Origin of the sequence: Microcoleus sp. AT3-A2, assembly GCF_036705685.1 — a bacterium.
Taxonomy (GTDB): domain Bacteria; phylum Cyanobacteriota; class Cyanobacteriia; order Cyanobacteriales; family Microcoleaceae; genus Microcoleus.
Genome location: NZ_JAUBVF010000027.1, coordinates 1 through 26460 on the forward strand (window position 1 = coordinate 1; position 26460 = coordinate 26460).

Sequence of the window (26460 nt, forward strand, 5' to 3'; positions counted from 1 at the left end):
GGTATACAGAAACCCTGTATTGTCAAGCTTTCCAGGTCAAAATTCGTACCTCACCTTTTTGAGAAAGGCTATATATCATATTAGTTGTTTATGTAATTAATTTTGTTTGACTACTTAGATCGATCGCTCTTGCTCTTGGGAAAGCGATCGATTATTCAGCAAACCCTAAATAAAGTCCAATTAAATGCAACGAGCCGGGTGGAGCTGACATTGATTTAATTATCCATAGTGGCTTAAAGTCAACCGAGAATAAGCCATTGGACTCTATAAAAATTGTCCGGACTATTGAGTTAATATGGGTTTCCCCCTGGGTTTAGGCTGTAAATTCCCCTCGATTTTTTGTTGCTTGACAAGTTTTTGAACTAAGATTTTACTGCAGGCAAATATTTCTGCTGTTTTTCTGATCGACAGCTTCTGCTCGCTTATGGGCTGCTACTATGAAAGGCTCGCAAATCTACTGAGTATGCTTTCATTGGTATATTATTTTTAGTCGATTCTATCGTACCTTATAACATCCGGAAGTGCTGTATATTGACTGTTAAGCGATCGCTGAAAATCTTATCAGATAGCGCGATCGCTTTTACTTTTGGTTGGTGATCGGATACGAGAATGAAACAGCCGTGCCGCGATCGCATTTTAGGTTAGGCTTTGCGCCTGTTTTTATGCCAAAACTGGCACGGGCTGCGGCCAACGTCCCATGACTTTACCAATCACCGCCAATTCTTCCATCAACTTGTCGAACTGATCCGGTGTTAAAGATTGCGGCCCGTCAGACAAAGCTTTTTTCGGATTTGGGTGCACTTCAATCATCAGCGAATCTGTACCAGAGGCGATCGAAGCAAACGCCATTGACGGTACAAACTGCGCCCAACCAGTGCCGTGACTGGGGTCAACCATCACCGGTAAGTGAGTCAGAGTTCGCAATACTGGTACTGCCGACAAATCTAGGGTATTGCGTGTATATTGCCTGTCATACCCGCGAATTCCGCGCTCGCATAAAATCACGTTCGGATTGCCAGAAGCCATGATATACTCAGCAGCCATCAACCATTCTTCAATGGTGGCGGAGATGCCGCGCTTCAGCAAAATCGGTTTGTCTTGAGCTCCGACTTTCTTCAACAGTGAGAAATTCTGCATATTTCTCGCCCCGACTTGGATTACGTCGGCTACTTCTACGATCGCACTTAAGTCCGCCGCATCCATAACTTCCGTGATAATTCCCAAACCGCTAGCTTCCCGGGCCGCCGCTAGCAATCCCAAAGCACTCTCGCCGTGGCCTTGGAAAGCGTAGGGGGAAGTTCTCGGTTTGTACGCGCCACCACGGAGAAAATGAGCTCCAGCAGCTTTGACGCGCATTGCCGTTTCCACAATCATTTCTTCGTTTTCGACCGAGCAAGGGCCTGCTACGATCGCGATCGGGTGATGCAAGCCGATCATCACAGTTCCTAAAGGAGTAGCAACTTCTACTGTGCTGGCTTCTCCTTGGCGGTACTCCAGAGAAGCGCGTTTGTAGGGTTTTTCGACGCGCAGCACTTCTTCAATCCAGGTGCTCATTTCGCGCAGTTGCATAGGTTCGAGCTCGGCGGTGTCGCCTACCAAACCCATAACAACTTTGTAACGGCCGACGATTTTTTCGGGTACCAAACCCCAGTTAGTGCGGAGGTCTTCGTCTAGTCTATCGATCTCGGCTTCTGGAGTGCCGGCTTTCATTACAATAATCATATTTTTTTTGCCTTTTTAGTTGGGCTAGAAACGGATGATGACTCTGATGCACTGAGAAAAATAGATGCAATGGCGATCGAGAATCTATTTATATCAGTTTTATTAGCATTGTTGTGGGGCGAGTTCTTATTCACTCCCCAAAGACAAACTCTAGATGGTTAACAGCTTAGTTTTTAGCTAATGACTAATAACTAATGACTAATGACTAACTTTTTGGCTTCGCGGCGCGCCACGCTTCTCGCATCCGTCCAAAATTGGTATTAAATTCTTCCCACCCCAGAGTGCTTCCTGAAACTTCTTCATCCCAGGAAGCCGAGAGGACTCCGTAGCTTAATCCCAGAACGCCTAGACCAAAACAGCCCATGCTTACCAGCAATACTGCTGTGTTGGGCAGATCGAACAAGCCTTTGCTGACTACCAAATAGCTTACAAAAAATGTGCAAATTCCCAGGATTGTCGGTATGCCGCAGAATACCGCTATGCGAGATATCATGCGTTGGCTGACTACTTCTGGGATGGATTGCGACTCTTTTCCGGTTTTGTTAGCTTTCGGCTGCTTGTCGGGAGAATCCGACTCTAAGGCTACGCTTGCTTGGGGTTCTGGGGGCTTTTTAGGCGTTTTTTTACGATTTGTTGCCGGTTCAAAGGGCAAGCGCTTGCGGGGTGGTTCGGAGGACATATTTTATCTCTAACCTGAAATCTCGAACATTTTTCAATAAGTCTTGGTGTTTGTCCAAGATTAAAGAATATTGTCGCAAATTTTGGCTGTGGTGTTTAGCCGCGAATGCCTAGACGGGCAATCAATGCTTTGTAGCGATCGACATTTTGCTTTTGGATGTATGCCAGCAGGCGCTTGCGGCGGCTGATCATCATCATCAAACCGCGCCGGGAGGCGAAGTCTTTTTGGTTGATTTTCAGGTGGGCGCTGAGTTTGGTGATGCGATCTGTCAGCATGGCGACTTGGACATCTGCTGAACCGGTATCGGTTTCATGGGTTTGGAAGTCGCCCATGATTTCTTGTTTGCGCTGTTGTGTAAGAGCCATGAATTGATTTTAGTTTTTTTTGTACGATTGTCACAATCTCCAATGTTATCACAGGGGAAGCATAAAAACGATAAAATTTTTGCCAAGGATAGGTTTGTTGGGCCGGCCGAATTTTGGTTTTTATTCCCGGTTTCGGGATGTGGTAGGCGATTATCGGCTCAAATAGGCGATCGCCTCACGTATCCAATCATCCGCATTACCTTTGGCGGACAAAGTGCTGTCTTGACTGAGGGTTTGCAGCGCTTGCAAGACTTCCGCCCCAGTGTATCCCATCGCCAGCAGGATCATCTCGACTTCTTCTTGAATAGCTGGGGGGACTCCGGCGGCGACTGAAGTTGTCAAACCTGCTTGCTGTCGCCATTCCGAGAGTTTGCTTTTGAGTTCCAGGGCGAGACGTTCTGCGGTTTTTGTACCCACGCCTGGGGTTTTGGATAAAATGCGGGTGTTACCGCCGACGATCGCCTGGACTAAATCTTGCAATCCTAAAGTATCGAGAAGTGCGATCGCCAGTTGAGCTCCAACACCGCTAACACTCGTCAACTGCCGAAACAAATCGCGTTCTGCCGCGCTGCCAAAACCGTACAATACGATTTGGTCTTCCTTAACTTGCTGGTGGGTAAAAATTTGGGCGACTTCGCCGGATGCTGGCAATTGACCGGTCACGCGGGGCAAAATTTGGATTTCATAGCCGATTTGATTGACTTCGAGAGTCAATATGACGCGGTTGCTGCCTTTGGCGATATCGGCTACTGTGCCTTTGAGATAGCTAATCATAAAATTAATAATAATACACCGCTATTCGTTTTCATCAAACTCGGCGATGATGTTGCGGATTTCGTTGAGACTAATATCTGTCCCATCTGATTTTGAGTAAATGGTTAACAAAAGTACGCTGACGGGCGATTCAATCTGATAAATCATGCGATCCCCTGCACTTTTCCCTTTTTGGATGTTGCTGTTTTTCACTCGGACTTTTAAGATGATATAATCTTCGCCGATTCCGGGAATGCGATCGCCAATAAAATTGCCAGCCTGTATTTGTTCAATTACGGGCTGAGTATCTAGCCGGATTTGTCGATACTTTTTGGATAATTCACGCAAATTTCGCTTATACTCAGGCGTTAAATCGATTTGAACTAGATGATCTGGTTCATTCGACATCGATGCCCTCCCACATTTGAGAAAGAGGTATTCGCTGTCGGGTTTTAGCTTCCTGGAATGCCCTTTTGAGACTAGCTTTCACTTCTGCCACTGGAGTATCGTCGGGGTCGTCTTCACCTTCATCTGTAGATTCCTGAAAGAGGACGATAATTCGCACGGGGCCCGGAGTGTCTAGTGTTAAAGGTCGATCGAGAATTAATTGACCTTTTTCGTCGATCGTTCCTGTGACTTCAAAGGCTTTCATTTGTTTCTCCGGGATTTTTTTAAATTAATAATATTATATAACTCTGTTCGAGTTCGAGCGATTTTGTTATTCTCAAGTCAAAATAAGATGCTCTTTAACCAAAGACAAATCCGTCTTACCAAAATTCACAACCAAAGCCACATTGAAATTTTCCAACGATTTGACAAACCACATAATTTCATTAGAAGCTTTACCTTCATAGTGATTGAACAAAATAGAAAATCGCTTTTCCAACTCTGGTTTGACTTTGCCCGAAAGCAGTACAAGTTTCATCAGTAAACCCATTGTCCTGCTGGCGCCGAGGTTGTACACTAAATCGTAAAAAACGTAGTGGCTGGGATGTTGGGAATTTTCCACTACTAAGAAGTTGAACAACTGGTGGCAAGTACGAACTAATAAGGGATTATTGAATTTCACAGAGTCATTTTCTCGCAATGTATTTTTGATTTGTTTGTACAAACGGTCATTAAATTGACGCCCGCCGTATTCTGGTTCAACCGAGGATATTAAATATTCATATAAATCCACTTTAAATGAGGCGTAAGATGGAGTTTGTCGGGAATCTCTCAGGAAAAATTGAGCTGCTTCTTTGTAGCTGCGATCGCCTGCTACTTTTCCTGCAAATTCCCTGACCGCTAAGTGCAGTTCTGCATCGTTCAAAAGTGTGGGATTAGCCGCCCGCTGCACAATGCCTATTTCTGTATTTCTCGGCTCAACCAAATAATTCAAATATTGAGACAAATGTGTTTCAAATTGTCGCTGTCTTTGAAAAGCCAGTTGTTTGATGGTTTGTTGGTCTTCCTCAATGCTGTCCTTGCTCAGTAGAGAATAGCCGTACAAATAAGGATACCGACAGATCAATTCGCCCAAAGGAGAATCTGTATCTTGTTTCTGCTGTTCCGCCTCTCTATCTAAGGCTTTTACTAAGCGCTCTATGGTCTGGAATTCTTCACTTTTAGTAAAGAATTTTATTTGTTCTTGTAAGCGCTTGACTATGTAAAATTCCATCCCGAATCGGGGAGAGGTATGCTTAAATAAAGCTACCAACTTGGCGATCGCGAATTGGTTTTGAGAATGCAGTTGCCATCGGTTGATCGGGATGTAGCAGCAGCGGTGGAGGAGATATTTAAAGTCCTGATCCAATCGCTTGACGGAGACTATACTATACAAACTTGCTTCAATCTCTCGATCGGGATAGCCCATGCCGTCGATAAATAGCTTTCGGAACCGCTCAATCACCTGTGCGGGGGATTCTGTTTCCACGCAGGAGACGATGTGATCGTACAATCTCTGTTCGTTGCTGCCAGTTGGAACACTCTCTGAGGGTGGGGTAAGGATGCTGCTGTCTGCATCGGTGTCTAGGCTGCTGTCTGCAACTGGTGCGACAACGACTGTCGGTTTTTCCTCAAAAGTTCGATCGGGATTCAAGAACCAATAGTGTTCTTGGCTTAATTGTTTGTCCGCAGCCCAATCCAAAGCTGACTGCAAACTTTCCCCTGTCAATAAAAGCGAGTCATCTTCGCGGTCTGAAGCCAGCCATGCTGCTAGCGCCAAGCGGTACGGAGCCAATTTTCCCAGCTCTTTTTGTACCCAAAATTGATTAAAAACTGACTGATAAATTAGGTTGGAAACTATTAATTTACCGTGAGATTTAACAACCAGTCCTGACAGTTGCAATTCGATTTTTTCGGCAGAGTAATCTGCTGGTAGTCCCTGCGATTCCCCCGGTTTTGTTGCCTTGATCTGTTGCAAAGCTTGCTGGTACAGGGTTAACAGCCGCGTGAGGTCGCAGTGGCTATGGAAAATGCGATCGCGTATTGGTATCAAATGTTGGGGTTCGTCTTCTTCTTCCCAATTTTTAATAATTCTGTGTTTGACCAGTTTTTCAACCTGCTGAGCTTCAGAATTTCTGCCAATAAAAGGCCCGTATTCAAGTACCAAGTGGCAAACTTTTTGAGTTAGAAACGGTTGGCCGCCCGTCCAAGCCAATATTTCTTGGAGAACTTTTTGGGGGCGAAAAGCTTTGAGGGCTAATCCTTTTGCTAGCGGCGAACTTTCGTGCAGTTGGAATCGACTTAAATGAATCTGCCGTCCAATATTAAAAGGGTTGCATCTTGGATCTCGGATCAATTCTGAGGGGGCTGCTACTCCCATAACAGCAAAAGTCAGGCGATCGTATTCCGGTTGCTCTGCCCGCTTGGAGTAACAAGCCCGGATCAAAGCAAAAAAATCGCTGGTACTGAAATTTAGGCTGCTGATGCTTTCAATGTCATCTAGGAAAATTACCAGATTTTGCTGAAGTGACTTGAGCAAAACTTTTTCGATAAATATCTCCAATCGCTGCACCGGCGATAGCAGTTCGCGATCGTTCCACCACTTGATGGCATCAAACCTGTTTGTGATGTGTAAATTGCTTGCCATGCGGTACATGATTCCCCCATACCACTTTTGGGGGGAGATATCTGGGCTGCTGATGCTTCTCAAGTTGATGGCGGCAAAAACTGTACCTTCGGCTTGCAACCTTTTGGCCGTTTGCACTAGCAGGCTCGACTTTCCCATTTGCGGCGCACTCAACACGTAGCAGAAGTCCCCGGCTTTGAGTCCTTCGTAGAGTTCGCTGTCGGCCGATCGCCTGACATAGGTGGGCGCACCGGCAGGCAAATATCCTCCGACTTGATATTGGTACGTTGAGTTGACTTCTGCTGTCATCTGGGAATTCATCAAGATTTTACACCCCTATGCTGTGCGATCGAAAGGTTACAAATTGGAGTTATTGCCCGCTGATACCATTTTAGATTTTAGATTTTAGATTTTAGATTGGGCAATGACTTATTCAATAAGGGTTTGGAGTTAGCCTGTTGCATTTGCATTGTTTTTTTTGAATCGGCCTTACTATGGTAGAAAATTTTTGTTCCTCTTTCTCTATTGTCTACTAGCTCAGCTTTTTCCTTGTCAATCTTTACCGTATCTTTGCAAGAGTTCGCCCCAACTCCTACGATCGGCTGAATCGTAGTGGGGTACTTGCTTTTTTACACTCGTTCACATAATTAGATGAATTTTCACTCGATCGGATTGAAAACGCTAAAACGCCCTTTTTTTCACATTTTTTTACAATAATACTTTAAAATTCACCCGGTGGTATGATGTGGGCAGGGAAACTCCTAACCACAGCGCCGTCAACCTTCTGCCTTCAGATCCGCCTGCCGGATGCCGGAGAAAAAGGTCGAGCAATGGCTGCCAATAAAAAACCCCAGCGTTTTGCTGAGGACTGCTTGAGTGGGAGATATCGTTAATCTGCGTTTTTTTAGTTGACTTAGATTGCATGGAATTCCATGCTGCTGACTTTCCCCGGGCTTTCGCGTTCGGGGATTCCTCAGAACAAACTTTTCAGGATGCATCCACAAAAAGTTTAATTCTTAAAGGCTTTGTCAGTACCAGGCTAACCACTTACTCAACTATAAAAGTTAAGTCTGTGGCTAATTGTAGAAGATGCGCCCTGATGGCTTAACTACCCGATGGATTAGCACCCTGATGGCATAACTCCCTGCTGGATCGACGCCCTGATGGCTTTCGCTCCACTACCCAAAAAATTCGGGTTGATGGATGATCGTGGACATTAGTAACACGTCACTTCCGGCGTTTCCGATCACAAGCGGGTGTGCCTGTCTGAATTGATTATGGCAGGCAGATTTATCAGAAGACAAGTGGGCTATTGCATCAACCCATTTCTGACAGATCGGGTGAGCCAAAAAGTGTCAATCTACGCAAATCAGGGTCATCGAACATGAAAAACAGCATCTTAGTATTAGGGGTAATTGCCTCGGCTGGCTTTGGCTTTTTCCAGGCAGGCAGCGCCAGCGCTTCAGCCATCCCCACAGAACCTTCATCAGCCAGGAGTTTGACGGCTTGGGAGAGTCGTCCCGACTTTAACTACACTGGAACGAATGAGGATGGGGACAAAGAAGAGGTAAAAACCGGTAAAGGCTAGGAAATAATTGGCGCTCTTGTGTGGTTCCCCCGGAGTGCGGTTGTGGTTGTGGTTTTAGTTGTGGTGGTGTTTGTTGTCGCAACGGCCTCTAATCGAGGCGGTTAAAACTCGATCCCAAGATCAGTCTACCTAATCCCAGGGGTGGGAATCAGTTTCAGAGAACGGTGAATGGGAAAATAAATAGGTAAGGCGAGTCTGTCGGTGGAGTTTCCCCGCCTATCAACTTCCTTACCTTCTGATGTTCGGGATTCGGATCTGGCACAATCGTATTTCATCTCGTAAAAACCCAATGGAAAATACTCTCGAAACTACCCGCAGACAGCGCGTATTGACAAGAACCCAGGAACGGCGTCAGGCGACACCCAAAGAAAAACAGTTGATTCACCTGCTAGCCAATATGGCTTGCAGTTTGATTAAATACGACTACAAACACGCAGCAGGGAAGGGAACCCTTCCGCCTTCGGAACGCAAGCGTTTAGCGGAATGGCACTACCTGCGAGTTCAGCAAATTCGCCGGATCGAACGCTCATTGGAACCCGTAGCGACCCTTAAGCGCGTGTACTACAAGAGCATCCTCAGTCCGAGAGATTTGAAGTCTTTGAAACTTCTGTGGCTGGAGGAGGACAAAAACCGCGTCAAACGGGTCGATCCTGAGTTGGACGACATCCTCAGCGAAGCTTTGGATCGGGGAGATACTTTAAAACAGCTATTTCACTCGATCGAAGTCAAAGAACGCACCTTTTCTGCAACTCCTAGCCCCGGCGCGGTGCCGCTTTGGGTCAAAGAGTGGGAAGAGTCGGAATATGACATAAACTTTTTTCCGCCTTCCTTCCCTGCATGGGTTTCGATCGTGGACGACTAGGTTCAAGAAAAACTCTTTGGTATGGCATCGATCGTAAATTTCAGATGGTAGACTTATTTGCGATTGCTGGCATGGGCGAATAAGTGTGGGGGCGATCGGCTCAACTAGGGGGCGTGGCACGCAGGCATCCGAGTACAGAGAAGTGAATCGGAGTCAGTACCATTGTACAATGGGGGAAAACCAGGGCTTCAGCTAATCGCTGATAGCTGATAGCTGATAGCTGATAGTTTCTCATGACTGACTCGATTTCTACTTCTCCTCTAGACTCGGCGGCCGATACAGCCGAACTCCGCTCTCAGTTGAGGTCTGGTTCGGAAAAAGCTCAACTGCAACTGCTGCAACAACAAATAGCAGATTCCGGTTGGGATGTATTGATGGAATTTTTATTAGAGCGCAAGTCAGATGCACCGACTGCGGTAATGGGTAAAGCTTACCAAATTCTTTACAGTGCTGGTTCTCCGAGAGTGGCGGAGTTTTTGCAAGCGAATTTTCCGACTGGGGTTGTGCCGCTGCGATCGGACTCTAACATTGATTACACTCCGCTACAACAATTATTGGCGTTACAGGAATTTCAAGAAGCCGATCGCTTGACTTTAGACAAGCTTTGTGAATTGGCTGGTGATACAGCTTCCGTGAGAAAGTGGCTGTATTTTACGCAAGTTGAGAGTTTGCCGGTGGCGGATTTACAAACAATTAATACGCTGTGGAAAGTTCATTCTGAGGGCAAATTCGGCTTTTCAGTGCAGCGGGAAATTTGGCTGAGTTCGGGCAAGAATTGGGATAAATTGTGGCCGCTAATTGGCTGGAAAAAAGGGAATAATTGGACGCGGTATCCGCAAGAGTTTATCTGGGATTTGAGCGCGCCTAGGGGTCATTTGCCGCTGTCGAATCAGTTGCGAGGAGTGCAGCCGTTTGCAGCTTTGATGGCTCATCCTGCCTGGGTGAAGTGAATGGTTTTGGGGCTTTGGGAGAATGTGGGGCGGGCTGGATGGCAGGCCCCGCTATTGTTTTTGGGGAATTGGGATTTTGATTTTTGAGGCGCAGAAATTCACAGAAATTCACAGGCGGGACGCCTGTTCCACTTTTGGCATAGAGGGAGAAGGGCGATCGTACTTCTAGGAATGTTGGAAAATTTTGTATAATTGATATTTGAGTTAATTAGCGAGAGGGCTGGGATTCATGGTAGGCATCGGAACCAAACTCACTTTAGCAGAATTTCTAGCTTTGCCCGACGGAGATGTATATTGTGAGTTTGTAGATGGTGAAGCAGTTCCTAAAGTGTCTCCAAAATTTTTTCATTCCAGTTTACAGGGAGCTTTGTGTCGCCTGATTCGTGTATGGTGTAAAGGACGCGGGCGAGTGCTTCCAGAATGGGCAATTTTGTTAAAACGTCAGGATAAAGATTGGGTACCTGTTCCCGATTTAACCTACATTTCTTATGAACGTCTGCCGAAAAGTTGGCGGCGAAATGAAGCTTGTCCCGCAATTCCTGAACTGGTGATTGAGATTAGATCGCCGGAGCAAAGTATGAAGGAATTTGAAGAGAAGGCGAAAGATTATTTGGCGGCGGGAGTTCCGCGAGTGTGGGTAATCGATCCAGAAGCTATTTTAATTAAAAGTTTTTTGACGAATGGTTTGAGTCAAGTTTATACGGATAATACACCGATTGTGGATGAGTTGCTGCCTGATTTGGAGTTGACGACTAGACAGATTTTTGAAGAGGCGGAATTGATTGATTGATTGAGGGCAATCGTACTCTGTGCAAGATATCAGTCGTAGGGTGCGTGACAACTGGAAAACTTTGAAGGAGCGGCGGTGGGACTATTGACTGTCACGCACCGCACGCGGGCAAAGCATTGAATAATACGTTGTCACCGGAAACGATATCACTTACACTTCGAGACGGATTTTGACTGTAGTGCCGAAAGCTTTTCTGAAAGCTGATTCAACATCGGGAAGTTTTTGAATTGCCATTAGCAAAAGTGGTTTTGACGAGACTTTAATCCGGGCTTCGCCATCATGGATAGCAATCAGTTTACCGTGCTGTCGCATCAGTTCTTTAGTGCTGCGTGCTGATATGTGAGGGAGCACAGTTTTCCATGTTAGGTCTAGTATTCCTTGCATTGCTTCTTCTATTCGTTTGAGGGTGTCGTTTTTTTTAGGTAAAACGCCTGGTAGTTCCAGTTGAACGAAATTCGGTGCTTGCATAGTCTTACTCCTGATAAAAAAGTGATTGTTTTAACTGGGAAATGAGCGATTGGCTAAATTGCTTCCCATCTCTATATTCCTTGAACAGCAAAGGTTTGACGGCTCAATTTCAACGCACCTCTGGCGCTGTATCCAAAAGTGAGCCAAAATTGAGCCGCGCCACAAATTGGCAGATGTTATAAGTTAAATATGGTTACTGAAGGGTAAAAAATCAGCATGGCAGCTAGTCTAAGAGCATCTGTATCTGGGTTGGAAATAGTCGATCGGGCAAGGCGAAAGAAAGGCTTGAACAAACAAGCTTCTCGCTTGTGCGGAGATGCCCAAACTTCACTATCGACTTTAAAGCGGTTTTGGGAGGGGAAGGCTATTGGGCAGGAGGTTTTTGTCAATATTTGCAAGGCTGTAGAATTGGATAACTGGGAAGATATTGTTGATGATAGTCCATTGTCTCAGACAGATTCGAGAGCAGAGTTTTTTGCTTGTGACGATGCTTGGGTTGGTCGAAAAGACCTGATTAGTCAACTCGCCCAGAAGGTTCAGGGTTCGTGTCGCCTGTTAATTCTGCTTGGCATCGCGGGAATTGGTAAAACGGCTTTAGCTGAAAGATTGGCGGTGGAGTTACAAGACGACGGTCGTAAGTTTCATCAGGAGAATTTTGAAAACCAGCAGCAAGCTTCTGATTTTGCTAGTGTGGCGATTCGATGGTTGGAAAAGTGGGGAGAACGGATTACGCCAGATGACCGCAAAGATACACAGCGGTTGTTGAATAGATTGGTCAAGCGATTGCGAGAAAATCGGTATTTGGTGGTGATAGATTCTCTGGAACTGATTTTAAAAGGAAATGAAGAAACAGGCTGGAATGGTTTTCAGGATGAGTTGTGGGCAAAATTTTTTGAAACTTTTTTGGCAGTAGAATCTTCCCAAAGTCGTATCATCGTAACATCGCAGGATTTGCCAGAGCAAATTCCGGCCCGTTATAAAATTTTCTGGGATTATCAAGAATTGAGGGGACTGACAGCATCAGAACAGTTAGAATTGTTCGAGAAAACTGGACTAGAGGTTGATAGAGATTCACCAAACAAACCTTATTTAGAACGAATCGGCGCTGCTTATGAAGGGCATCCATTGGCTTTGCGGGTGATTGCTGGGGAAATTGGCAGTAAGCCTTTTTATGGTAACGTGGCGGGTTATTGGAATAAATACGGGCAGGAAATTGAAGAAGTGGAGAAGGCAATTGAGGAAGCTAAGACTAAAGGAATAACCGCATCAGCAGATGACGACTGGCGACTCGATCGATATACTCGCGAACTGCGAAAAAATGTGCGATTCCGGCTGGAAAAGACGTTTGAGAGATTGAAAAAAGATATTGTGAATGCCTATCGATTGCTTTGCGAAGCTTCTGTGTATCGCTGTGCAGTACCGGAGGAGTTTTGGCTGAGTCATTTGGAAGATTGGGATTGCGATGACCAGAAGCAAGAGTTAGCGTTGGATGCGTTGCGCGATCGCTTTTTGGTAGAAGAAGAATTAATTGACGATGAGATACACTTGCGACAGCACAATTTAATTCGCAGCGTAGCACTTGAACACTTAAAGCAATTGGGCGAAAATGATGAGTAACTTTATACCACCTGAAAACTCAGTTGTGTTGGCTAGCGATACACCATCTGGAGAAAAAATTGTTTTAAGTGTTAATTTAGCATCTGTCAAATTTATTAAACCACTTTGGAAGCGTACTCACTACAGAGCCTCAATAAACTGGCTCACAAATTACAAACCTAAGTCGGATGCTTCCCACTTAGAAAAGGTACGGGGATATCTGGAGGCTTTTCATCATCTTTGTGAAATAGAAGAATGGATAGCAGCAGGTACTATTTTCTACATAAGAATTAATACACCCGCTAAAGCAGAACTGCATAATCAACTGCGCCTTTGGGGGTATTATAGTGAAGTGATTGAATTAAATAAGGCCCTTTTAAATAAAATTGATCCAAGCCTTGATTGTTCTTTCCTGACTGAGATTGGTGGTGCTTATCAACAACTAGGGCAACATCAACAAGCTCTTGAATTTTTTAAACAGGCACGGGAGATTAACAGGGAACTTGGCGAGCGTTCATTTGAGGCTGATTCTCTGCATAATATTGGCAATGTTTGCTACAGTCTAGGAGAAGTTCAACAGGCGATTCAGTTATATCAACAAGCATTGGAAATTACGCGAGAAATTGGCGATCGCCAAGGTGAGGCTCATTCTTTATGTGCTTTGGGTAACGTTTACCGTTCTTTAAGGCAAATTCAGGAGGCAATTCTACTACTGGAACAAGCATTGGAGATTGCGCGAGAGAGTGGCGATCGCTCGTTTGAAGCTATATCTCTTGTGAATCTGGGAGCTGCTTACAATTCATTGGGGCAGCACCAGCAAGCGATTGAATGCCATCAGCAGTCCTTAGAGATTAGACGCGAAAGAGAGGATCGCTGGGGTGAAGCAAATTCTTTAGGCAATTTGGCTAATGCTTACCGCTGTTTGGGGCAAGTTCAACAAGCAATTGAACTTCATCAGAGGCGGCTGAAGATTACACGAGAGATAAGCGATCGCCAAGGTGAAGCGGATTCACTTTTGGATCTAGGTGTTGCTTACCTCCTTTTGGGAGAATACCAGCGGGCAATTCAGTTCAATCAGCAATCGTTGCAGCTTCAACGGATGATAGGAGATCGGCGAGGCGAGAGTATGTCTGTGTCAAATCTCGCTGATGCTTATTGTTATTTAGGAGATTACAACCAAGCAACTCCGTTTTATCAGCAAGGGTTAGAAATTACACAAGAAATGGGCGATCGCTGGAGTGAAACTACCTATTTACGTAAGTTGGGCTTAGCTTACTTTAATTTAGAACAAATTGAACAAGCAATTCAATTTTATCAGCAATCCTTGGTAGTTGCTCAAGAGATAGGCGATCGCAACGGTGAAGGAATTGTACTGGGAAATTTGGGAAATGCGTGTCGTTTTCGAGGCAACTATCTTCAAGGGATTAAGTATCACCAGCAGAGTTTGACCATTTTTCGTGAAAGTGGCAATCGCCTTGATGAGGGAAAAGCGCTAGGAAATTTAGGAAATGCTTACTTCTCTATAGGAGATTATCCCCAAGCTCTTAATTTGCTTCAAGAGTCTTTAGCCGTTATGCAGGAACTCCAAAATCGCCAAGAAGAGGGGTATGCTTTAATTCACTTAGGTAAAGTTTACTGTGCTTTGGAAGACTACAATAAAGTGATCGCATACAATCAGCAGCATTTAGCCATCGTGCAAGCAACCCAAGCAGAACTTTATCTGAGGTTGGGGGATCGCACTCTAGCGCTTGAGTATTGCGATCGCGCTTTATCCATCGCTACAGAATTAGGCATCCCGCTAGCAAAACACTGTCAGGAACTGAAGGAACAATTACTGAGCAAACATAACCTGTGAGGTATCGGTATCTAAAAGGTGTAACGTATCTGTGGTAAGCGCTCGATAAGCAACGCTTTTTCACTTCCCTTAAAACAAAGTGAGAATTGCCGTATTAGGAGTCTCACTTAAAGCTGCGATCGCACCATAGTTTTCTCTTAGCATTCTCTCTATATTCCCTGTTGAACAATTTCCGCGACGTATCCAAATTACCTTTGGGGGAAATCCTAACAATAGACTCAATTCACTAAAATCCGCATCCTTGGTAACAATAATATAGTCATGCTGACGAGCATAATCCCAAACCTCGCGATCTGGTATAGTAGCTAATCCAATCCCATCAACATGAACTGAACCAGGGTAGATATCTGCGAGGCGATCGACAAGACGAGGAGAGAGATTTTGGTCAAACAAAAGTAGTCTCATGACCCAACGACTAACATAAACTGTTCGCGTTTAGCGGCGAAACTCAAGCAAGCTAAAATATCCTGTTGGGTGAGATAGGGAAAATCATCTAGAATTTCTTGATAAGTCATACCAGAAGCAAGATATTCCAGCACGTCATAGACTGTAATTCTCATGCCTCGAATACAAGGTTTACCACCTCGTTTACCCGGCTCGATAGTAATTATATTAGCGATATCTTGGTCTGACATGGCTCTCTTCTGTTAGTTTCTGTTTTTAATTCTAACCTAGGAAGCTGATTTTCACGATCGCACCTCCTACTCAAAGACATTCATTAAGTTGCTTCATATCCCCTTGCGGCTGCACTTGCTTGTGCAAACTAATTTTGTCGCCCACTTCATACCCCGAATTAAAACCCGCCGCGCTGCTGACTTGAGAATCTGTTCTCGTTCTAATTTTAACCCCTCGGCCCTCTAGATAATCCGCGATCGCCCGTTGATTTTTCTCAAACATCGATCGCACTACAATCCCTGGAGTCGCCGCCGCATCCCCCGAACCCGGAATCCCCGACTTTTCCATCTCCTGTTTTTGTTCCAACAATCTTTGTCTCAACCTTGTCGCGCATCCAACCCGAAAAGCATTCAGATACGCCAACCCCCTGCCGTTTCCTTTGCGGTATTTAGCCCTTTTTTCAATCGCAGAACTCAAATACTCGTACAGGTGTTTGCAAACAATCAGGTTTGTAGAAGTTCCCACCAAAAACATACTGCCATTATAAGTATTTCGCATGGCATTGCAACCGTTAGCGTCGGCAATTCCTGAAAGCAGCATCATTTTCCAAGTTACAAATTTCGATGTTGTTTCAACTGAGTCTTCGTCAATCTCTTCTTGGTGATTTGGCCCTAAATCCGCGAGGCTGAGATTGTACTGTGCCAGTAAAACGGAAGCTTTTTCGGCTGCAGCAGTCGATTCGTTTTCATTTGATGAGGTGGCGAGGGCTAACAGCTTTTTGATTCTTTCGACAATACTTGTGTCTGCCATTTTTCAATCGGTTTTAGGGTGAGAGTATGCGGTGGCAAGGATTTGGGTGAATTCCTATTTTAGTATAGCTGGGAATGTGGGAGGTTTTTTGAGGAGGATTTTTTTGAACCGCAGAGGGCGCAGAGGGCGCAGAGAGAGAGGAAGAAAGAAAGATGTTTGCAACTGATGCGCGGATTGGTTACTCTTCGAGGACTTCCAGGACTGATTTGGGCAACAATTTATCTTTAAACCAGACTACTTTTGCTGGCACGTCATTTACATTTACCCCGGCTTTTTCTAAATTCAGCCGTTCGGAAATAGCTAAAATCAAGTGATCGCATTCAGACTTCTGTACTTGTGCAAATTTCTTTTGCAAATACTCCGGCCGCCAATAGCCAACTATTTCTAATAAAAACACTCGCCCGTCCGGATGCACTAACCGAAAGTCGGGAATCATCACACTACCTGGAATCGGAATTAAATCAACTTCTCGCTCTAGTTGCCACTCGGTTTTTGTGGAATTCCATCTTTCAGCAAATGCGGCTTCTAACATACTATCATAAGGCTTGCCAGGGGGATAGTGGCTGACTAAACCGCAGTCGGAATTTAGAGTAAATTTACCTGTTTTCAAAACGCCGCTAAAAGGATCTTTTGTGTGCAGTGTCGAGTGCATACTCCATTTGGTGACGTGCAGCAGTGCCGGCAGCATTTTCGCCAGGGCTAAGCCGTAGCGGGTGCTGGGTTTAAATAAGCTTGTAGGGCCGTCTATTGTCAGTGTAAAACCGTGGTCGGCATCGCCTTCAATGTAAGTCATTAATTGAAAGAGTTTCAGATAGCGAAATAAGAGTTTGTATTCTCCTGGATCGTTGCGGTGGGCGGTTAATTGGACTTGACTTGCTCGGTAAAATATGCCTTGAACTTGAGAAAGATTGTATTTGTGAAGCAAGTTTTCGGGAGTTGGTGCATTAAACTCAGTGAGGATTTTGTTTTCGTTTAAATCGGCGTATAAACCTGTAGTGATTTCGTGAGGAAAAACTTCTCTGTTTAAGTCTTGGCTGAGCTCAGTTGCTACTTTTTCCAGGGTTAATTGGGTGGATTGAGGGCTGGGAGTCGATCGCGCGGACAAGGCAAAAACCCGCTGTCTCAACTCTGAGGGTTCTAGGGGACTGATGACTTCCAAGGTGCAGAAACCGCCTTTCAGCAGGTGCGCTAATCCCCGTTTCAGCCGATAATCCGGGCTGTCGCCTTCTAACTCTAGCAACCGTCCGTCGAGCTCGCCTTGGGTTTTGCCGATCGACTCTTGAAAGCAGTTTATTGTTTCGGTAGCTGCTTCTAAGTTTTTAGCATCTATCTTGAGGCGTAGCGGGACGATTGATTCTCCGTTTTGGCGGTGACTTAATAAATCAGTGGGTAACATAAGCAGTGAAAACTTTTACTCAATTTTTTGTTCAACAATCACCATAACTCCCCTAAGTTTTCCCTCTTCTGTCAAGCTTTGGGTAGTCCGAATTCTCCGATCGGAACTGACAAGATTGATTGTTTCAACAGCCCTCAGAATGCCAGTTGCTTTGTCCCATATTTGAAAAATTACCAAATTCTCTCCAACTTCTGTCGCTAGTGTCTTGTAGTTGGAAAAAACCGAGTCTGGACTTTCAATTTGCACTTGCCCTTCACCTACCACATGACCCACAAAATTTTGGGTTTCACTCTTGCCATTGGCATAAGTTTGAACGTTAGTTTGCCTCCACTGGTTGTCAACAATTTTCTGGGTTAACACTGCTGTAAACTTCTGCATTTCCTTGCAGTCTGCATCGAGTATTGTCCAGTTTCCCTCCCAAACTCCAGTATGTTTGGGGAAGACTTTAAAGTTAGTTATTTGTGCAGTTTCGCTCATTTTTAGGTAAAGTAAATTAGTTAATATTGAGATTATACACTAATTGGGCAATCTTCAATCTTCCTTGGAATCATCATTTTTTTCACCCCATTTTGCGGGTGATTCGGCTGCTTTTTTAGTCGCATCTCTGTTGACTCCGTAAATGGGTGTCGGTTTGACAGTTTCTAATTTTTAATATTCTGGCTGTGGCGGTTCTATTTGTGTTTGTGGTTGTGGTTGGTGAGGCTGCATTCCTCCTCAGCGGCGTTGGGATGTTCTTCGTCGTGAAGAACGCGAAGGGAAAAGAGAGAAAGAGAGTGTTCAGAAATAGTCTAAGCTTACTACCAGGGAATTTCATCATTGTCTTCTCCCCATTTTGCGGGTGATTCTGCTGCTTTTTTGGTTGTCTCCCGGTTGACTCCGTAAATGGGTGTCGGTTTGACAGTTTCTAATTTCTGATATTCTGGCTTTGGCGGTTCTATTTGTGTTTGTGGTTGGGGTTTGTGAGGCTGCATTCCTCCTCGGCGGCGCTGAGAAGTTCTTTCTTCGCTGGTGTCTTCGGTGACGACTTCGTAGAGAATTGCTAACTTATTTACATCGCTGCTTTTGCGGAGAACTCGACCCAATCGCTGAATGTATTCGCGTTCGCTGCCGGTTCCTGACAATATGATAGCAATTCTGGCGTCGGGAACGTCCACTCCTTCGTTGAGGACGTGGGAGGCGACGAGGGTTTTGTATTCGCCGCTGCGAAAGCGATCGAGGATTTCGTGGCGTTCTTTGACAGGGGTTTGGTGGGTAATTGTGGGGATGAGAAATTCTTGGGAAATTCGGTAAACTGTGGCGTTGTCTCCGGTGAAAATTAGGGTGCGCTGGGGAGAGTGTTCTGCTAGTATTTGGGCTAAGATTCGCAGTTTCCCTTCGGTACAAAGGGCGATTTCTTTGGCTTGGCGGTGGGCTAGCATGGCGCGCCGTCCCAGGGGCGATCGCGCGCTTGCCATGATAAACTGTTTCCAACCTTCGAGGCTGGATATTCTGATGTTAGACTGTTTTAAGAAGTCGTTGCGAATGTTGATTAATTCGGCGTAGCGGTGGGTTTCTTCTGTTGACAGTTTTACCATAATTTGAACTATTTTATGATCGGCTAAAGCATCGCCTGCCAAATCTTCGGGTCTTTTGCTAAATACTGTCGGGCCAACCAGGAAATGTAAATCGCTGTGGCGGCCATCTGTGCGATCGGGTGTGGCTGTCAGTCCCAATCGAAAAGGCGCGATCGCATATTCGGAAATTACTCGATAAAAATCCGTTGGCAAATGGTGGCATTCGTCAAAAACCAGCAAACCGTATTTATTGCCCAAGGTTTCTGCATGAATACTTGCACTGTCGTAGGTAGCCACTAAAATTGGCGTTTTGTCTCGCGAACCTCCGCCCAACAATCCGATTTCGATGTCGGGAAAAGCTGCTTTTAAATTAGCATACCACTGGTGCATTAAATCAAGAGTTGGTACTACAATTAATGTACTGCGACCAGTGACTTGCATGGCTAATTGTGCCAGATAAGTTTTGCCGGAAGCGGTAGGGAGGACGACTACTCCTTGGCTTCCTGCTTCTTGCCAAGCTGCGAGGGCCTCTTCTTGATGTGGGTAAGGCTGCATTTCCACACTGGGTACGAGTTCGAGTAGTTCGTATCCCCTAGCTTCGTCCGTGAAGTGAATGCACTCGGCCTGGAGGCATTCTACCAGCGGGCGGTAGTGAATTGCCCGAATGCGGTATTTTTCCACGCGATCGTCCCATGTCGCAAAGTCCACCCAGTCTCTGCCTTTGGGCGGCGGGTGCAGCAATAGAGTTCCGCGATCGAATGTTAAGGTAGGTATCCGTGGCATTTGTTTAGATAAGGGGACGAGTTATGCCTGTTAAATTATAAGTGACAGATCAAATATATTGACAGCAGAGTCTCTATCAGCTATTATTTAATCACATCTATTAAACCCTAATGTATTTTAATCTAAAATAGGGTTAACTTAAAATTAAATAGTAATCCTTTGAAAATTTTTGTCAAAGTCAATATTTCTTTCTTTTCTCCTTCTATACACCATCAGGGTTTCCTCTACAAAAAATCTCGTTCACAAATCAAATAGGATTACCCTAGCATTTTTTGTAGCAGACCAAATTGCCCTCATGTCAAAAATGTCAAAAAAATGTAGTAGGTACTTTAGTCATTGCTTATGAATTGACAAAAAAACGTAGGTACTGACTACACAATGCTTGGTATTGATTAGATATTTTCCCCACGGCTTCGAGTTCAACTATCAGCGGAATAATATGTTTGATTTTGTACAATACAAAAAAAAATTTTTACAAGCGACTAAGGACTGGAATAACGAGAAGTGGAATAATTTGGATGAGAATCCATTCCTGCTTTCTGCCCCAATGCTTCAAGATTGTCACGTTAAGAATTGTCGCTTTGTTGAAAGTCGATTAAAGATATTGGAATATCTGCCTAAAAATAGTGTGGTGGCTGAGGTGGGAACTCAATACGGGCGCTTTGCGGAAAAAATTCTTGCTATTGCCAAGCCCAAAAAGCTGCATTTGATCGATTATAATTTTGATTTATTCAAAGCAGAAATCAGCAAAAAAGAAAAAAGTCTAGTTCAAGAAGGGATAGAAAATGGAACAGTAGAGCTTCACGAAGGGGATTCTTCGACAATTTTAAAGAGCTTTCCTGACGAGTATTTTGAGTGGATATATATCGATGCCGACCACGAATATCAAGGTGTCTGCAAAGATATTCAGCAAGGTTATACTAAAGTTAAAGCCGAAGGAATGATGGTTTTTAACGATTACACGAATTGGTCGGTATGCGAGGTGATGCCTTACGGTGTGGCGAAAGCAGTCAATGAGTTTTGTATTGCGAATAACTGGGAAATCGTATTTTTTGCCTTTCAGTCCCTAGGCTATCACGATGTTGCAATCAGGAAAAATACTGGGGAAACGGCACTGCGAATTCCGTTGGAGGAAGCGAATTCCGAAGTGCAGAATTACCAATATCAAATTCAACAGCTACAGTTACAGTTGGAACAAGCTAAAAAAACGATCGACTTGATGGAAAACAATCAATTTGGGAAATTGCGATCGATCTGGCGGAAAATCCAACAAAAATTCTCCTAGCCCAGCCGGATTGCCAAATCTAAAATCTACAATGGTATTGTCCCGCTGGGGATGGTTTTTAGGTTAGATTCGATCTACGTATGCCTGAGATTAGAGGTTATAGATGGAAATAGGCGTCCCCAAGGAAATCAAGGATTTAGAGTTTCGAGTCGGGCTCAGCCCCACAAGTGTCCGGGCTTGTTCGGACAAAGGCCACACAGTTTTTGTGGAAACGAATGCTGGTGCTGGGGCCGGTTTTGCGGACGAGGACTACGTTGAAGCAGGGGCTAAGATTGTTTTAAAGGCTTCCGATGTCTGGAAGCGCGAACTAATTGTTAAAGTTAAAGAACCGCTGCCTGCTGAGTATCCGCTGATTCAAAAAGAGCAGTTGCTGTTTACATATTTGCACTTGGCGGCCGATCGCACATTAACGGAGCATTTAATCAGCAGCGGAGTCCAGGCTATCGCCTACGAAACCGTCGAACTCCCGGACAGAAAATTGCCACTGCTAACGCCGATGAGCATTATTGCAGGGCGTTTGTCCGTGCAGTTCGGAGCTCGGTTTCTGGAACGACAGCAAGGTGGTAGAGGAGTGCTTTTGGGCGGCGTACCGGGGGTAAGACCGGGTAAAGTTGTGATTTTGGGCGGCGGAATTGTCGGCACAGAAGCAGCCCGAATTGCTGTAGGAATGGGCGCGAGAGTGCAGATATTAGACGTAAATGTCGATCGCCTAGCCTATTTAGAAACTCTGTTCGGTTCCCGAGTAGAATACCTCTACAGCAGTCCTTTGCAAATAGAAGCAGTTATTCCCGATACTGATTTGTTAATCGGTGCGGTTTTGGTCTTAGGTAAAAAAGCTCCAGTGCTGGTTTCTCGCCAACTTGTTGCGAAGATGCACCCCGGTTCTGTGATTGTTGACGTAGCCGTTGACCAAGGCGGCTGCGTGGAAACTTTGCGGGCAACTTCTCACACAAATCCTACTTATGTTGAGGAAGGAGTTGTGCATTACGGCGTACCGAATATGCCCGGTGCCGTGCCTTGGACTGCGACTCAAGCTTTGAATAACAGCACTTTGCCTTATGTTTTGCAGTTGGCAAATAACGGGATTAAAGCTTTGGAAATGAATCCGAGTTTGGCGAAGGGATTGAACGTGCAGAATCACCGATTGGTGCACCCGGCCGTGCGCGAGGTTTTCCCCGATTTGGCTGATTAGATTCCCATTTTTTCAGCAAATCCTGTAGGGTGCGTCAGATCAAAGCTTGTGGATTATCTTGTGGATTATTAATAACCGGACACGATCTGATGCACCGTACTCAACTACACAGCGTTTTGCGATGTTTGGCTAACAGTAAATCCTCGAAACTAAAGCATTTCTCAACCCGAACAGTAATTTGTGCCAAATATTACTCGCAGCCCAGAAAAAATAAATTCCTCAAAACACTTGACAAACTGGCGAACATATGGCAATGTAGTAATTCGTGACCGATGCGGAACTGGCGGAATTGGTAGACGCGCATGATTCAGGTTCATGTGGTGCAAGCCTTCCGGGTTCAAGTCCCGGGTTCCGCATTCCAAAGGCAGAAGGAAGTTTGGGGTTAACCCGATACAGGCAATAACCCCATTCGCTCTGCTGAATTAAACAATGCTGACAAGTATTCAAAACCCCCTAGTTAAAGAAATCCGCAAGCTCCACAGCTCGAAGGGACGCAGGGAACAACAATTATTTTTACTCGAAGGGACGCACTTGCTCGAAGAAGCTTGCGCCGCCAAATACCCGCTAGCAACGGTTTGCTGCACTCCCGAATGGCTGGATCAGCACGGGGAACTTTGGGAGCAAGTTGGTAATTTAGCCGATCGCACAGAATTAGTAAGTGCAAAGGTGTTAGAGTCGATCGCCACTACAGTCCAACCCGACGGCATTGTCGCCACCGCACCCCGCACCGCAACAGAGCCCGCAAAATTGTCAACTTTAGGAATAGCCCTAGAAACAATCCAAGATCCAGGTAACTTGGGGGCGATCGTCCGCACGGCTGCGGCTGCTAATGCCGACGGTTTGCTGCTGAGCGCAGACAGCGCCGATTTAGACCATCCCAAAGTGCTGCGCGCCTCGGCAGGAGCTTGGTTTAAGCTGCCAATGGCAGTCAGTCCAGATTTAACCGCCGAAGTCTCCGCGTATAAAAATCGAGGAATGCAAATTTTAGCAACCGTCGCCGGGGCCAGTTTAAGTTATTGGGAAGTAGATTTGCGAGTGCCGACTCTGATAGTTTTGGGCAACGAAGGCTCTGGTTTGTCGGAAGAATTGAGGAGTTTGGCCGATCAACAAATCCAAATTCCCCTGAGTCGCGGCGTAGAATCTTTAAATGTGTCGATCGCTGCAGCCCTCATCTTGTACGAAGCTCAACGGCAAAGAACTGATTAGACTGATTAGACTTATTGCATAAATTTTTGATTCATAGGGAAACCGCAGATGCAACGCAGATGCAACGCAGATTCATTTCCAGATAGGAGAGCGAATGTCTGCTATTCAAATCTCTTATTTAATTATTAATTAATCCTTATCTGTAGGGCGGGTTCATCAATACCTGTAACTTCACATTTATACCCTTGGACAGACGGGTGGCCTGAAATCGGGTTTTTTAACCAAAATACCTCGTTACAGCTCGCAGATTCCGTTAAAAGCCCGGTTGCTGGGGTCGGAGTGCGATCGCCAACAGAAGCTGCCGGGTCTTTAAATTGTATTTTTCACTTGGTATTTTTCACTTGCGCTGTGCCAACAGTGTTCCCTCCCCATATCCCCCTGTGCCCCTGTGCCCCTCTCCCCCTCTGAGATTTGGCCGATTTTGTTTATATTGATGCAACTGTGAAGCTAGGAAAGCGGGTACTCTCGTACCAACATTCCTGGCTTACATGAAATAAATATGAAGAAGTGTAGCCAAGTGCTCTCACAAATGTTAAGATTCTTAACATAACGTAGTATTGTGCACACCCCAACCAAAACCTAACCTGAGACGGTGCTGACTGGGAGTAGTAGCTAGCTACCATAAAATTAAGCCTCTTTAAATGGAAGGAAAGCGCAAGTCCCCGCCCGCTTTCCTTCCCAGCTAAAGCTAGGGGTTTGCGACTACCGCAAACCTTTAGAGGCACAGATCCTCAGCGGGAAAAGCTCATGAAAACTCTTAAGTCCTCAGATACAGATTCTGTTCGCGCTTACTTGCGGGAAATCGGCCGCGTTCCCTTGTTGACCCATGAGCAAGAAATACTCTACGGGAAACAGGTACAGCGCTCAACCGCACTGCATCAGGAGAAAAATATTTTAGCCGAAGAGTTAGGCCGCGACCCGACGGCGGCTGAATGGGCACAGGCAGTTGGTCTGTCTGAGGCACAGTTGCAGCGGACGATCGAACACGGGGAAAGGGCAAAGCGCCAAATGGTGGAAGCGAATCTCCGCCTGGTAGTGTCTGTTGCCAAAAAATATATCAAGCGCAACGTAGATTTACTGGATCTTATTCAGGAAGGCACGATCGGGATGCAGCGGGGAGTAGAAAAATTTGACCCGACTAAGGGCTACAGATTTTCTACTTATGCTTATTGGTGGATTCGTCAGGCAATTACTCGGGCGATCGCCGAAAAAGGTCGCACCATCCGCTTGCCGATCCACATCACCGAAAAGCTCAACAAAATTAAAAAGGCTCAGCGCCAACTTGCTCAACAGCTCGGTCGCGCGGCCACGGCTGCTGAATTGGCATCAGAGTTAGAATTGACTCCCAAACAGATTCGCGAATATCTCGATCGCGCGCGCCTGCCACTTTCCCTGGACTTGCGCGTGGGAGACAATCAAGATACAGAGTTGGGCGATTTGTTGGAAGATACGGGTACTACCCCGGAAGATTTTGCCCTGCAATCTTCCCTGCGGACTGACTTAGAGCAGCTAATGGCGGAACTGACTCAGCAACAGCGAGAAGTGCTCGCCTTGCGGTTCGGTTTAGAAGACGGGCAAACCTTAACTTTGGCCAAAATAGGCGATCGTCTCAACATCAGTCGGGAACGAGTGCGGCAAATAGAACGGGAAGCTTTGACCAAACTCCGCAAGCGCAAGCAAGATATCAACGATTATCTAGCCAGCTAGGTAGATTGGGGATTGGGGATTGGCGATCGGACATTTCGCCCACTCGCAATCCCCAATCTAAAATCGTAAAAACCGCCGCTTTTAATTCGGTTGTGCCCACTTGGTTGCTACAAATGTCCTGCTACATTAGTAATTACTTAGTAATAAAGATCAGCAGCCAGCGGATAAGGGTTATTTAATTTAACCGCCCGCGTCTAACATAACAAGCTGTGTCTGAAACGGAGGTACTCGTGAGCAACTCATCTAATAAATCCCCAGAATTCTTTGAAGAAGACGGAGAAAATGCTAACTTATTATGGCAATACGTGCAGTCAATGGCTCCAGACACAGTTTCTCAGTTGTCTAAGCCGACTTCTCACGAAGTGTTTCAAGTAATGGAGCGAAATATTGTTGGACTATTGGGGAATTTGCCTTCGGAACACTTCGGGGTGACAGTGACTACCAGTCGCGAACATTTGGGTAGATTGCTCGCCTCGGCTATGATTAGCGGTTATTTTCTGAAAAATGCCGAACAGCGAATGACTTTTGAAAAGTCCCTACAAGCCAGTGAGAGACATGGCTCGGACGATTAGTAGATTGTTAACATTTAAGTGATCCAAGTGTCAAGCCCCCCCTCGCAAGATGGGGGCTTAATATTTTAGATTTTAGATTTTAAATTTTAGATTTTAGGTTTTAGGTTTTAGATTGTTGATTCAATAATAATTGAATAATTATTGATATTATTCTTAAATTCCCAATTCCCAATTCCCAATTCCCAATTCCCAATTCCCAATTCCCAATTCCCAATTCATAATTAATATGTCTCTTCCTCCTTGTGCCCACAAAGTTATCGGCGTTGCTGCAATCTGGAACGATCGCCAACAAATTTTGATTGACAAGCGCCGACAACATGGACTGCACGGGGGTTTCTGGGAGTTTCCGGGCGGAAAAATAGAGCCTGGGGAAACAATCGAAGCTTGCATAAAACGGGAAATTATGGAGGAGTTGGGGATTGTCGTAGAAGTTGGCGATCGCTTGATTACAATTGACCACGACTACACTAAATTTACAGTTAGACTATACGTACACCACTGCCGCCACGTCAGCGGGGAACCGCAAACGATCGAATGCGATGAAATTCGCTGGGTCACACTCGATGAAATTGACCAATTTACTTTCCCCCAGGCAAACGCACAGATTATCGCTGCACTGCGGAAAAGTTGAACTGTAATATCAAATGCGGTTGCTACTGAC

General features: G+C 45.3%; 26 protein-coding genes and 1 tRNA gene. 13 read left to right on the forward strand and 14 right to left on the reverse strand.

What is annotated here, in order from left to right; all coding sequences use genetic code 11:
- Nucleotides 1-660: 660 nt before the first annotated feature.
- The 7 genes from aroF to QUB37_RS16405 form a co-directional block, all read right to left on the reverse strand.
- Nucleotides 661-1722: a 3-deoxy-7-phosphoheptulonate synthase gene (gene aroF / locus QUB37_RS16375; RefSeq protein WP_333163763.1), complete on the reverse strand. Its 1062-nt coding sequence runs from the start codon at nucleotides 1720-1722 to the stop codon at nucleotides 661-663.
- A 205-nt stretch (nucleotides 1723-1927) separates the two neighbouring features.
- Nucleotides 1928-2401: a PAM68 family protein gene (locus tag QUB37_RS16380; protein ID WP_333163767.1), complete on the reverse strand. Its 474-nt coding sequence runs from the start codon at nucleotides 2399-2401 to the stop codon at nucleotides 1928-1930.
- Between the two features lie 95 nt (nucleotides 2402-2496).
- Nucleotides 2497-2766 carry a 30S ribosomal protein S15 gene (gene rpsO, locus QUB37_RS16385; protein ID WP_006633863.1) on the reverse strand — a complete coding sequence of 90 codons (270 nt, stop codon included), beginning with the start codon at nucleotides 2764-2766 and terminating at the stop codon, nucleotides 2497-2499.
- 150 nt (nucleotides 2767-2916) lie between these two features.
- Entirely contained in the window at nucleotides 2917-3540 is a 624-nt protein-coding gene (gene ruvA / locus QUB37_RS16390) for a Holliday junction branch migration protein RuvA (protein ID WP_333163769.1), read from the reverse strand.
- A 21-nt stretch (nucleotides 3541-3561) separates the two neighbouring features.
- Nucleotides 3562-3927, reverse strand: a complete 366-nt coding sequence (locus QUB37_RS16395; protein WP_333163771.1) for a type II toxin-antitoxin system RelE/ParE family toxin — start codon at nucleotides 3925-3927, stop codon at nucleotides 3562-3564.
- Nucleotides 3917-4171, reverse strand: a complete 255-nt coding sequence (locus tag QUB37_RS16400; protein WP_333163773.1) for a type II toxin-antitoxin system RelN family antitoxin — start codon at nucleotides 4169-4171, stop codon at nucleotides 3917-3919. Before QUB37_RS16400 ends, QUB37_RS16395 begins: the two co-directional genes overlap by 11 nt.
- Before the next feature lie 72 nt (nucleotides 4172-4243).
- The gene (locus QUB37_RS16405) at nucleotides 4244-6880 is read right to left on the reverse strand and encodes an AAA-like domain-containing protein (protein WP_333163775.1); all 2637 of its coding nucleotides are present in this window, start codon (nucleotides 6878-6880) and stop codon (nucleotides 4244-4246) included.
- 1075 nt (nucleotides 6881-7955) lie between these two features.
- On the opposite strand from QUB37_RS16405, the gene QUB37_RS16410 reads away from it, so the two are divergent.
- The 4 genes from QUB37_RS16410 to QUB37_RS16425 all read left to right on the forward strand — a co-directional run bounded on the left by QUB37_RS16410 (nucleotide 7956) and on the right by QUB37_RS16425 (nucleotide 10761).
- Complete coding sequence (locus QUB37_RS16410; RefSeq protein ID WP_333163777.1) at nucleotides 7956-8159, forward strand: hypothetical protein; 204 nt, start codon at nucleotides 7956-7958, stop codon at nucleotides 8157-8159.
- Nucleotides 8160-8448: 289 nt separating this feature from the next.
- Entirely contained in the window at nucleotides 8449-9021 is a 573-nt protein-coding gene (locus QUB37_RS16415; protein ID WP_333163780.1) for a hypothetical protein, read from the forward strand.
- A gap of 233 nt (nucleotides 9022-9254) precedes the next feature.
- Nucleotides 9255-9971, forward strand: coding sequence for a GUN4 N-terminal ARM-like repeat domain-containing protein (locus tag QUB37_RS16420; RefSeq protein WP_333163782.1), 717 nt, complete (start codon nucleotides 9255-9257; stop codon nucleotides 9969-9971).
- Nucleotides 9972-10200: 229 nt separating this feature from the next.
- On the forward strand, nucleotides 10201-10761 hold the full coding sequence (locus QUB37_RS16425; RefSeq protein ID WP_333163784.1) for a Uma2 family endonuclease: 561 nt from the start codon (nucleotides 10201-10203) through the stop codon (nucleotides 10759-10761).
- 150 nt (nucleotides 10762-10911) lie between these two features.
- Here QUB37_RS16425 and QUB37_RS16430 read toward each other — a convergent pair whose 3' ends face one another.
- Complete coding sequence (locus QUB37_RS16430) at nucleotides 10912-11229, reverse strand: hypothetical protein (protein ID WP_333163788.1); 318 nt, start codon at nucleotides 11227-11229, stop codon at nucleotides 10912-10914.
- Nucleotides 11230-11445: 216 nt separating this feature from the next.
- Between QUB37_RS16430 and QUB37_RS16435 the strand changes: the two genes are divergently transcribed.
- Nucleotides 11446-12846, forward strand: coding sequence for an ATP-binding protein (locus tag QUB37_RS16435; RefSeq protein ID WP_333163790.1), 1401 nt, complete (start codon nucleotides 11446-11448; stop codon nucleotides 12844-12846).
- Nucleotides 12836-14680, forward strand: coding sequence for a tetratricopeptide repeat protein (locus QUB37_RS16440; RefSeq protein WP_333163792.1), 1845 nt, complete (start codon nucleotides 12836-12838; stop codon nucleotides 14678-14680). Before QUB37_RS16435 ends, QUB37_RS16440 begins: the two co-directional genes overlap by 11 nt.
- A gap of 69 nt (nucleotides 14681-14749) precedes the next feature.
- On the opposite strand, the gene QUB37_RS16445 is transcribed toward QUB37_RS16440, so the two are convergent.
- From QUB37_RS16445 to QUB37_RS16470, 6 genes are all read right to left on the reverse strand, one after another.
- Nucleotides 14750-15085 (reverse strand): DUF5615 family PIN-like protein, encoded by a 336-nt coding sequence (locus tag QUB37_RS16445; RefSeq protein ID WP_333163795.1) that lies wholly within the window; start codon nucleotides 15083-15085, stop codon nucleotides 14750-14752.
- The gene (locus QUB37_RS16450; RefSeq protein ID WP_015174497.1) at nucleotides 15082-15315 is read right to left on the reverse strand and encodes a DUF433 domain-containing protein; all 234 of its coding nucleotides are present in this window, start codon (nucleotides 15313-15315) and stop codon (nucleotides 15082-15084) included. The genes QUB37_RS16445 and QUB37_RS16450 overlap by 4 nt, the downstream gene beginning before the upstream one ends.
- A 70-nt stretch (nucleotides 15316-15385) precedes the next feature.
- The gene (locus tag QUB37_RS16455; protein ID WP_333163798.1) at nucleotides 15386-16105 is read right to left on the reverse strand and encodes a DUF2786 domain-containing protein; all 720 of its coding nucleotides are present in this window, start codon (nucleotides 16103-16105) and stop codon (nucleotides 15386-15388) included.
- Between the two features lie 178 nt (nucleotides 16106-16283).
- Nucleotides 16284-17501 (reverse strand): DUF790 family protein, encoded by a 1218-nt coding sequence (locus tag QUB37_RS16460; RefSeq protein ID WP_333163801.1) that lies wholly within the window; start codon nucleotides 17499-17501, stop codon nucleotides 16284-16286.
- A gap of 15 nt (nucleotides 17502-17516) precedes the next feature.
- The gene (locus tag QUB37_RS16465; protein WP_333163803.1) at nucleotides 17517-17978 is read right to left on the reverse strand and encodes a DUF3598 family protein; all 462 of its coding nucleotides are present in this window, start codon (nucleotides 17976-17978) and stop codon (nucleotides 17517-17519) included.
- Nucleotides 17979-18298: 320 nt separating this feature from the next.
- Nucleotides 18299-19837: a DEAD/DEAH box helicase family protein gene (locus QUB37_RS16470; protein WP_333163805.1), complete on the reverse strand. Its 1539-nt coding sequence runs from the start codon at nucleotides 19835-19837 to the stop codon at nucleotides 18299-18301.
- Nucleotides 19838-20276: 439 nt separating this feature from the next.
- Between QUB37_RS16470 and QUB37_RS16475 the strand changes: the two genes are divergently transcribed.
- From QUB37_RS16475 to mutT, 7 genes are all read left to right on the forward strand, one after another.
- Nucleotides 20277-21122, forward strand: coding sequence for a class I SAM-dependent methyltransferase (locus tag QUB37_RS16475; RefSeq protein ID WP_333163808.1), 846 nt, complete (start codon nucleotides 20277-20279; stop codon nucleotides 21120-21122).
- A gap of 103 nt (nucleotides 21123-21225) precedes the next feature.
- Nucleotides 21226-22314 (forward strand): alanine dehydrogenase, encoded by a 1089-nt coding sequence (gene ald / locus QUB37_RS16480; RefSeq protein WP_333163811.1) that lies wholly within the window; start codon nucleotides 21226-21228, stop codon nucleotides 22312-22314.
- A gap of 274 nt (nucleotides 22315-22588) precedes the next feature.
- A tRNA-Leu gene (locus QUB37_RS16485) sits at nucleotides 22589-22670 on the forward strand.
- Between the two features lie 73 nt (nucleotides 22671-22743).
- Nucleotides 22744-23520, forward strand: coding sequence for an RNA methyltransferase (locus tag QUB37_RS16490; RefSeq protein WP_333163814.1), 777 nt, complete (start codon nucleotides 22744-22746; stop codon nucleotides 23518-23520).
- A gap of 747 nt (nucleotides 23521-24267) precedes the next feature.
- Nucleotides 24268-25227, forward strand: a complete 960-nt coding sequence (locus QUB37_RS16495; RefSeq protein ID WP_333163816.1) for an RNA polymerase sigma factor, RpoD/SigA family — start codon at nucleotides 24268-24270, stop codon at nucleotides 25225-25227.
- Between the two features lie 230 nt (nucleotides 25228-25457).
- Nucleotides 25458-25799, forward strand: coding sequence for a DUF760 domain-containing protein (locus tag QUB37_RS16500; RefSeq protein WP_333163818.1), 342 nt, complete (start codon nucleotides 25458-25460; stop codon nucleotides 25797-25799).
- Nucleotides 25800-26025: 226 nt separating this feature from the next.
- Complete coding sequence (gene mutT, locus QUB37_RS16505; protein WP_333163820.1) at nucleotides 26026-26430, forward strand: 8-oxo-dGTP diphosphatase MutT; 405 nt, start codon at nucleotides 26026-26028, stop codon at nucleotides 26428-26430.
- The last annotated feature ends 30 nt before the right edge of the window (nucleotides 26431-26460 follow it).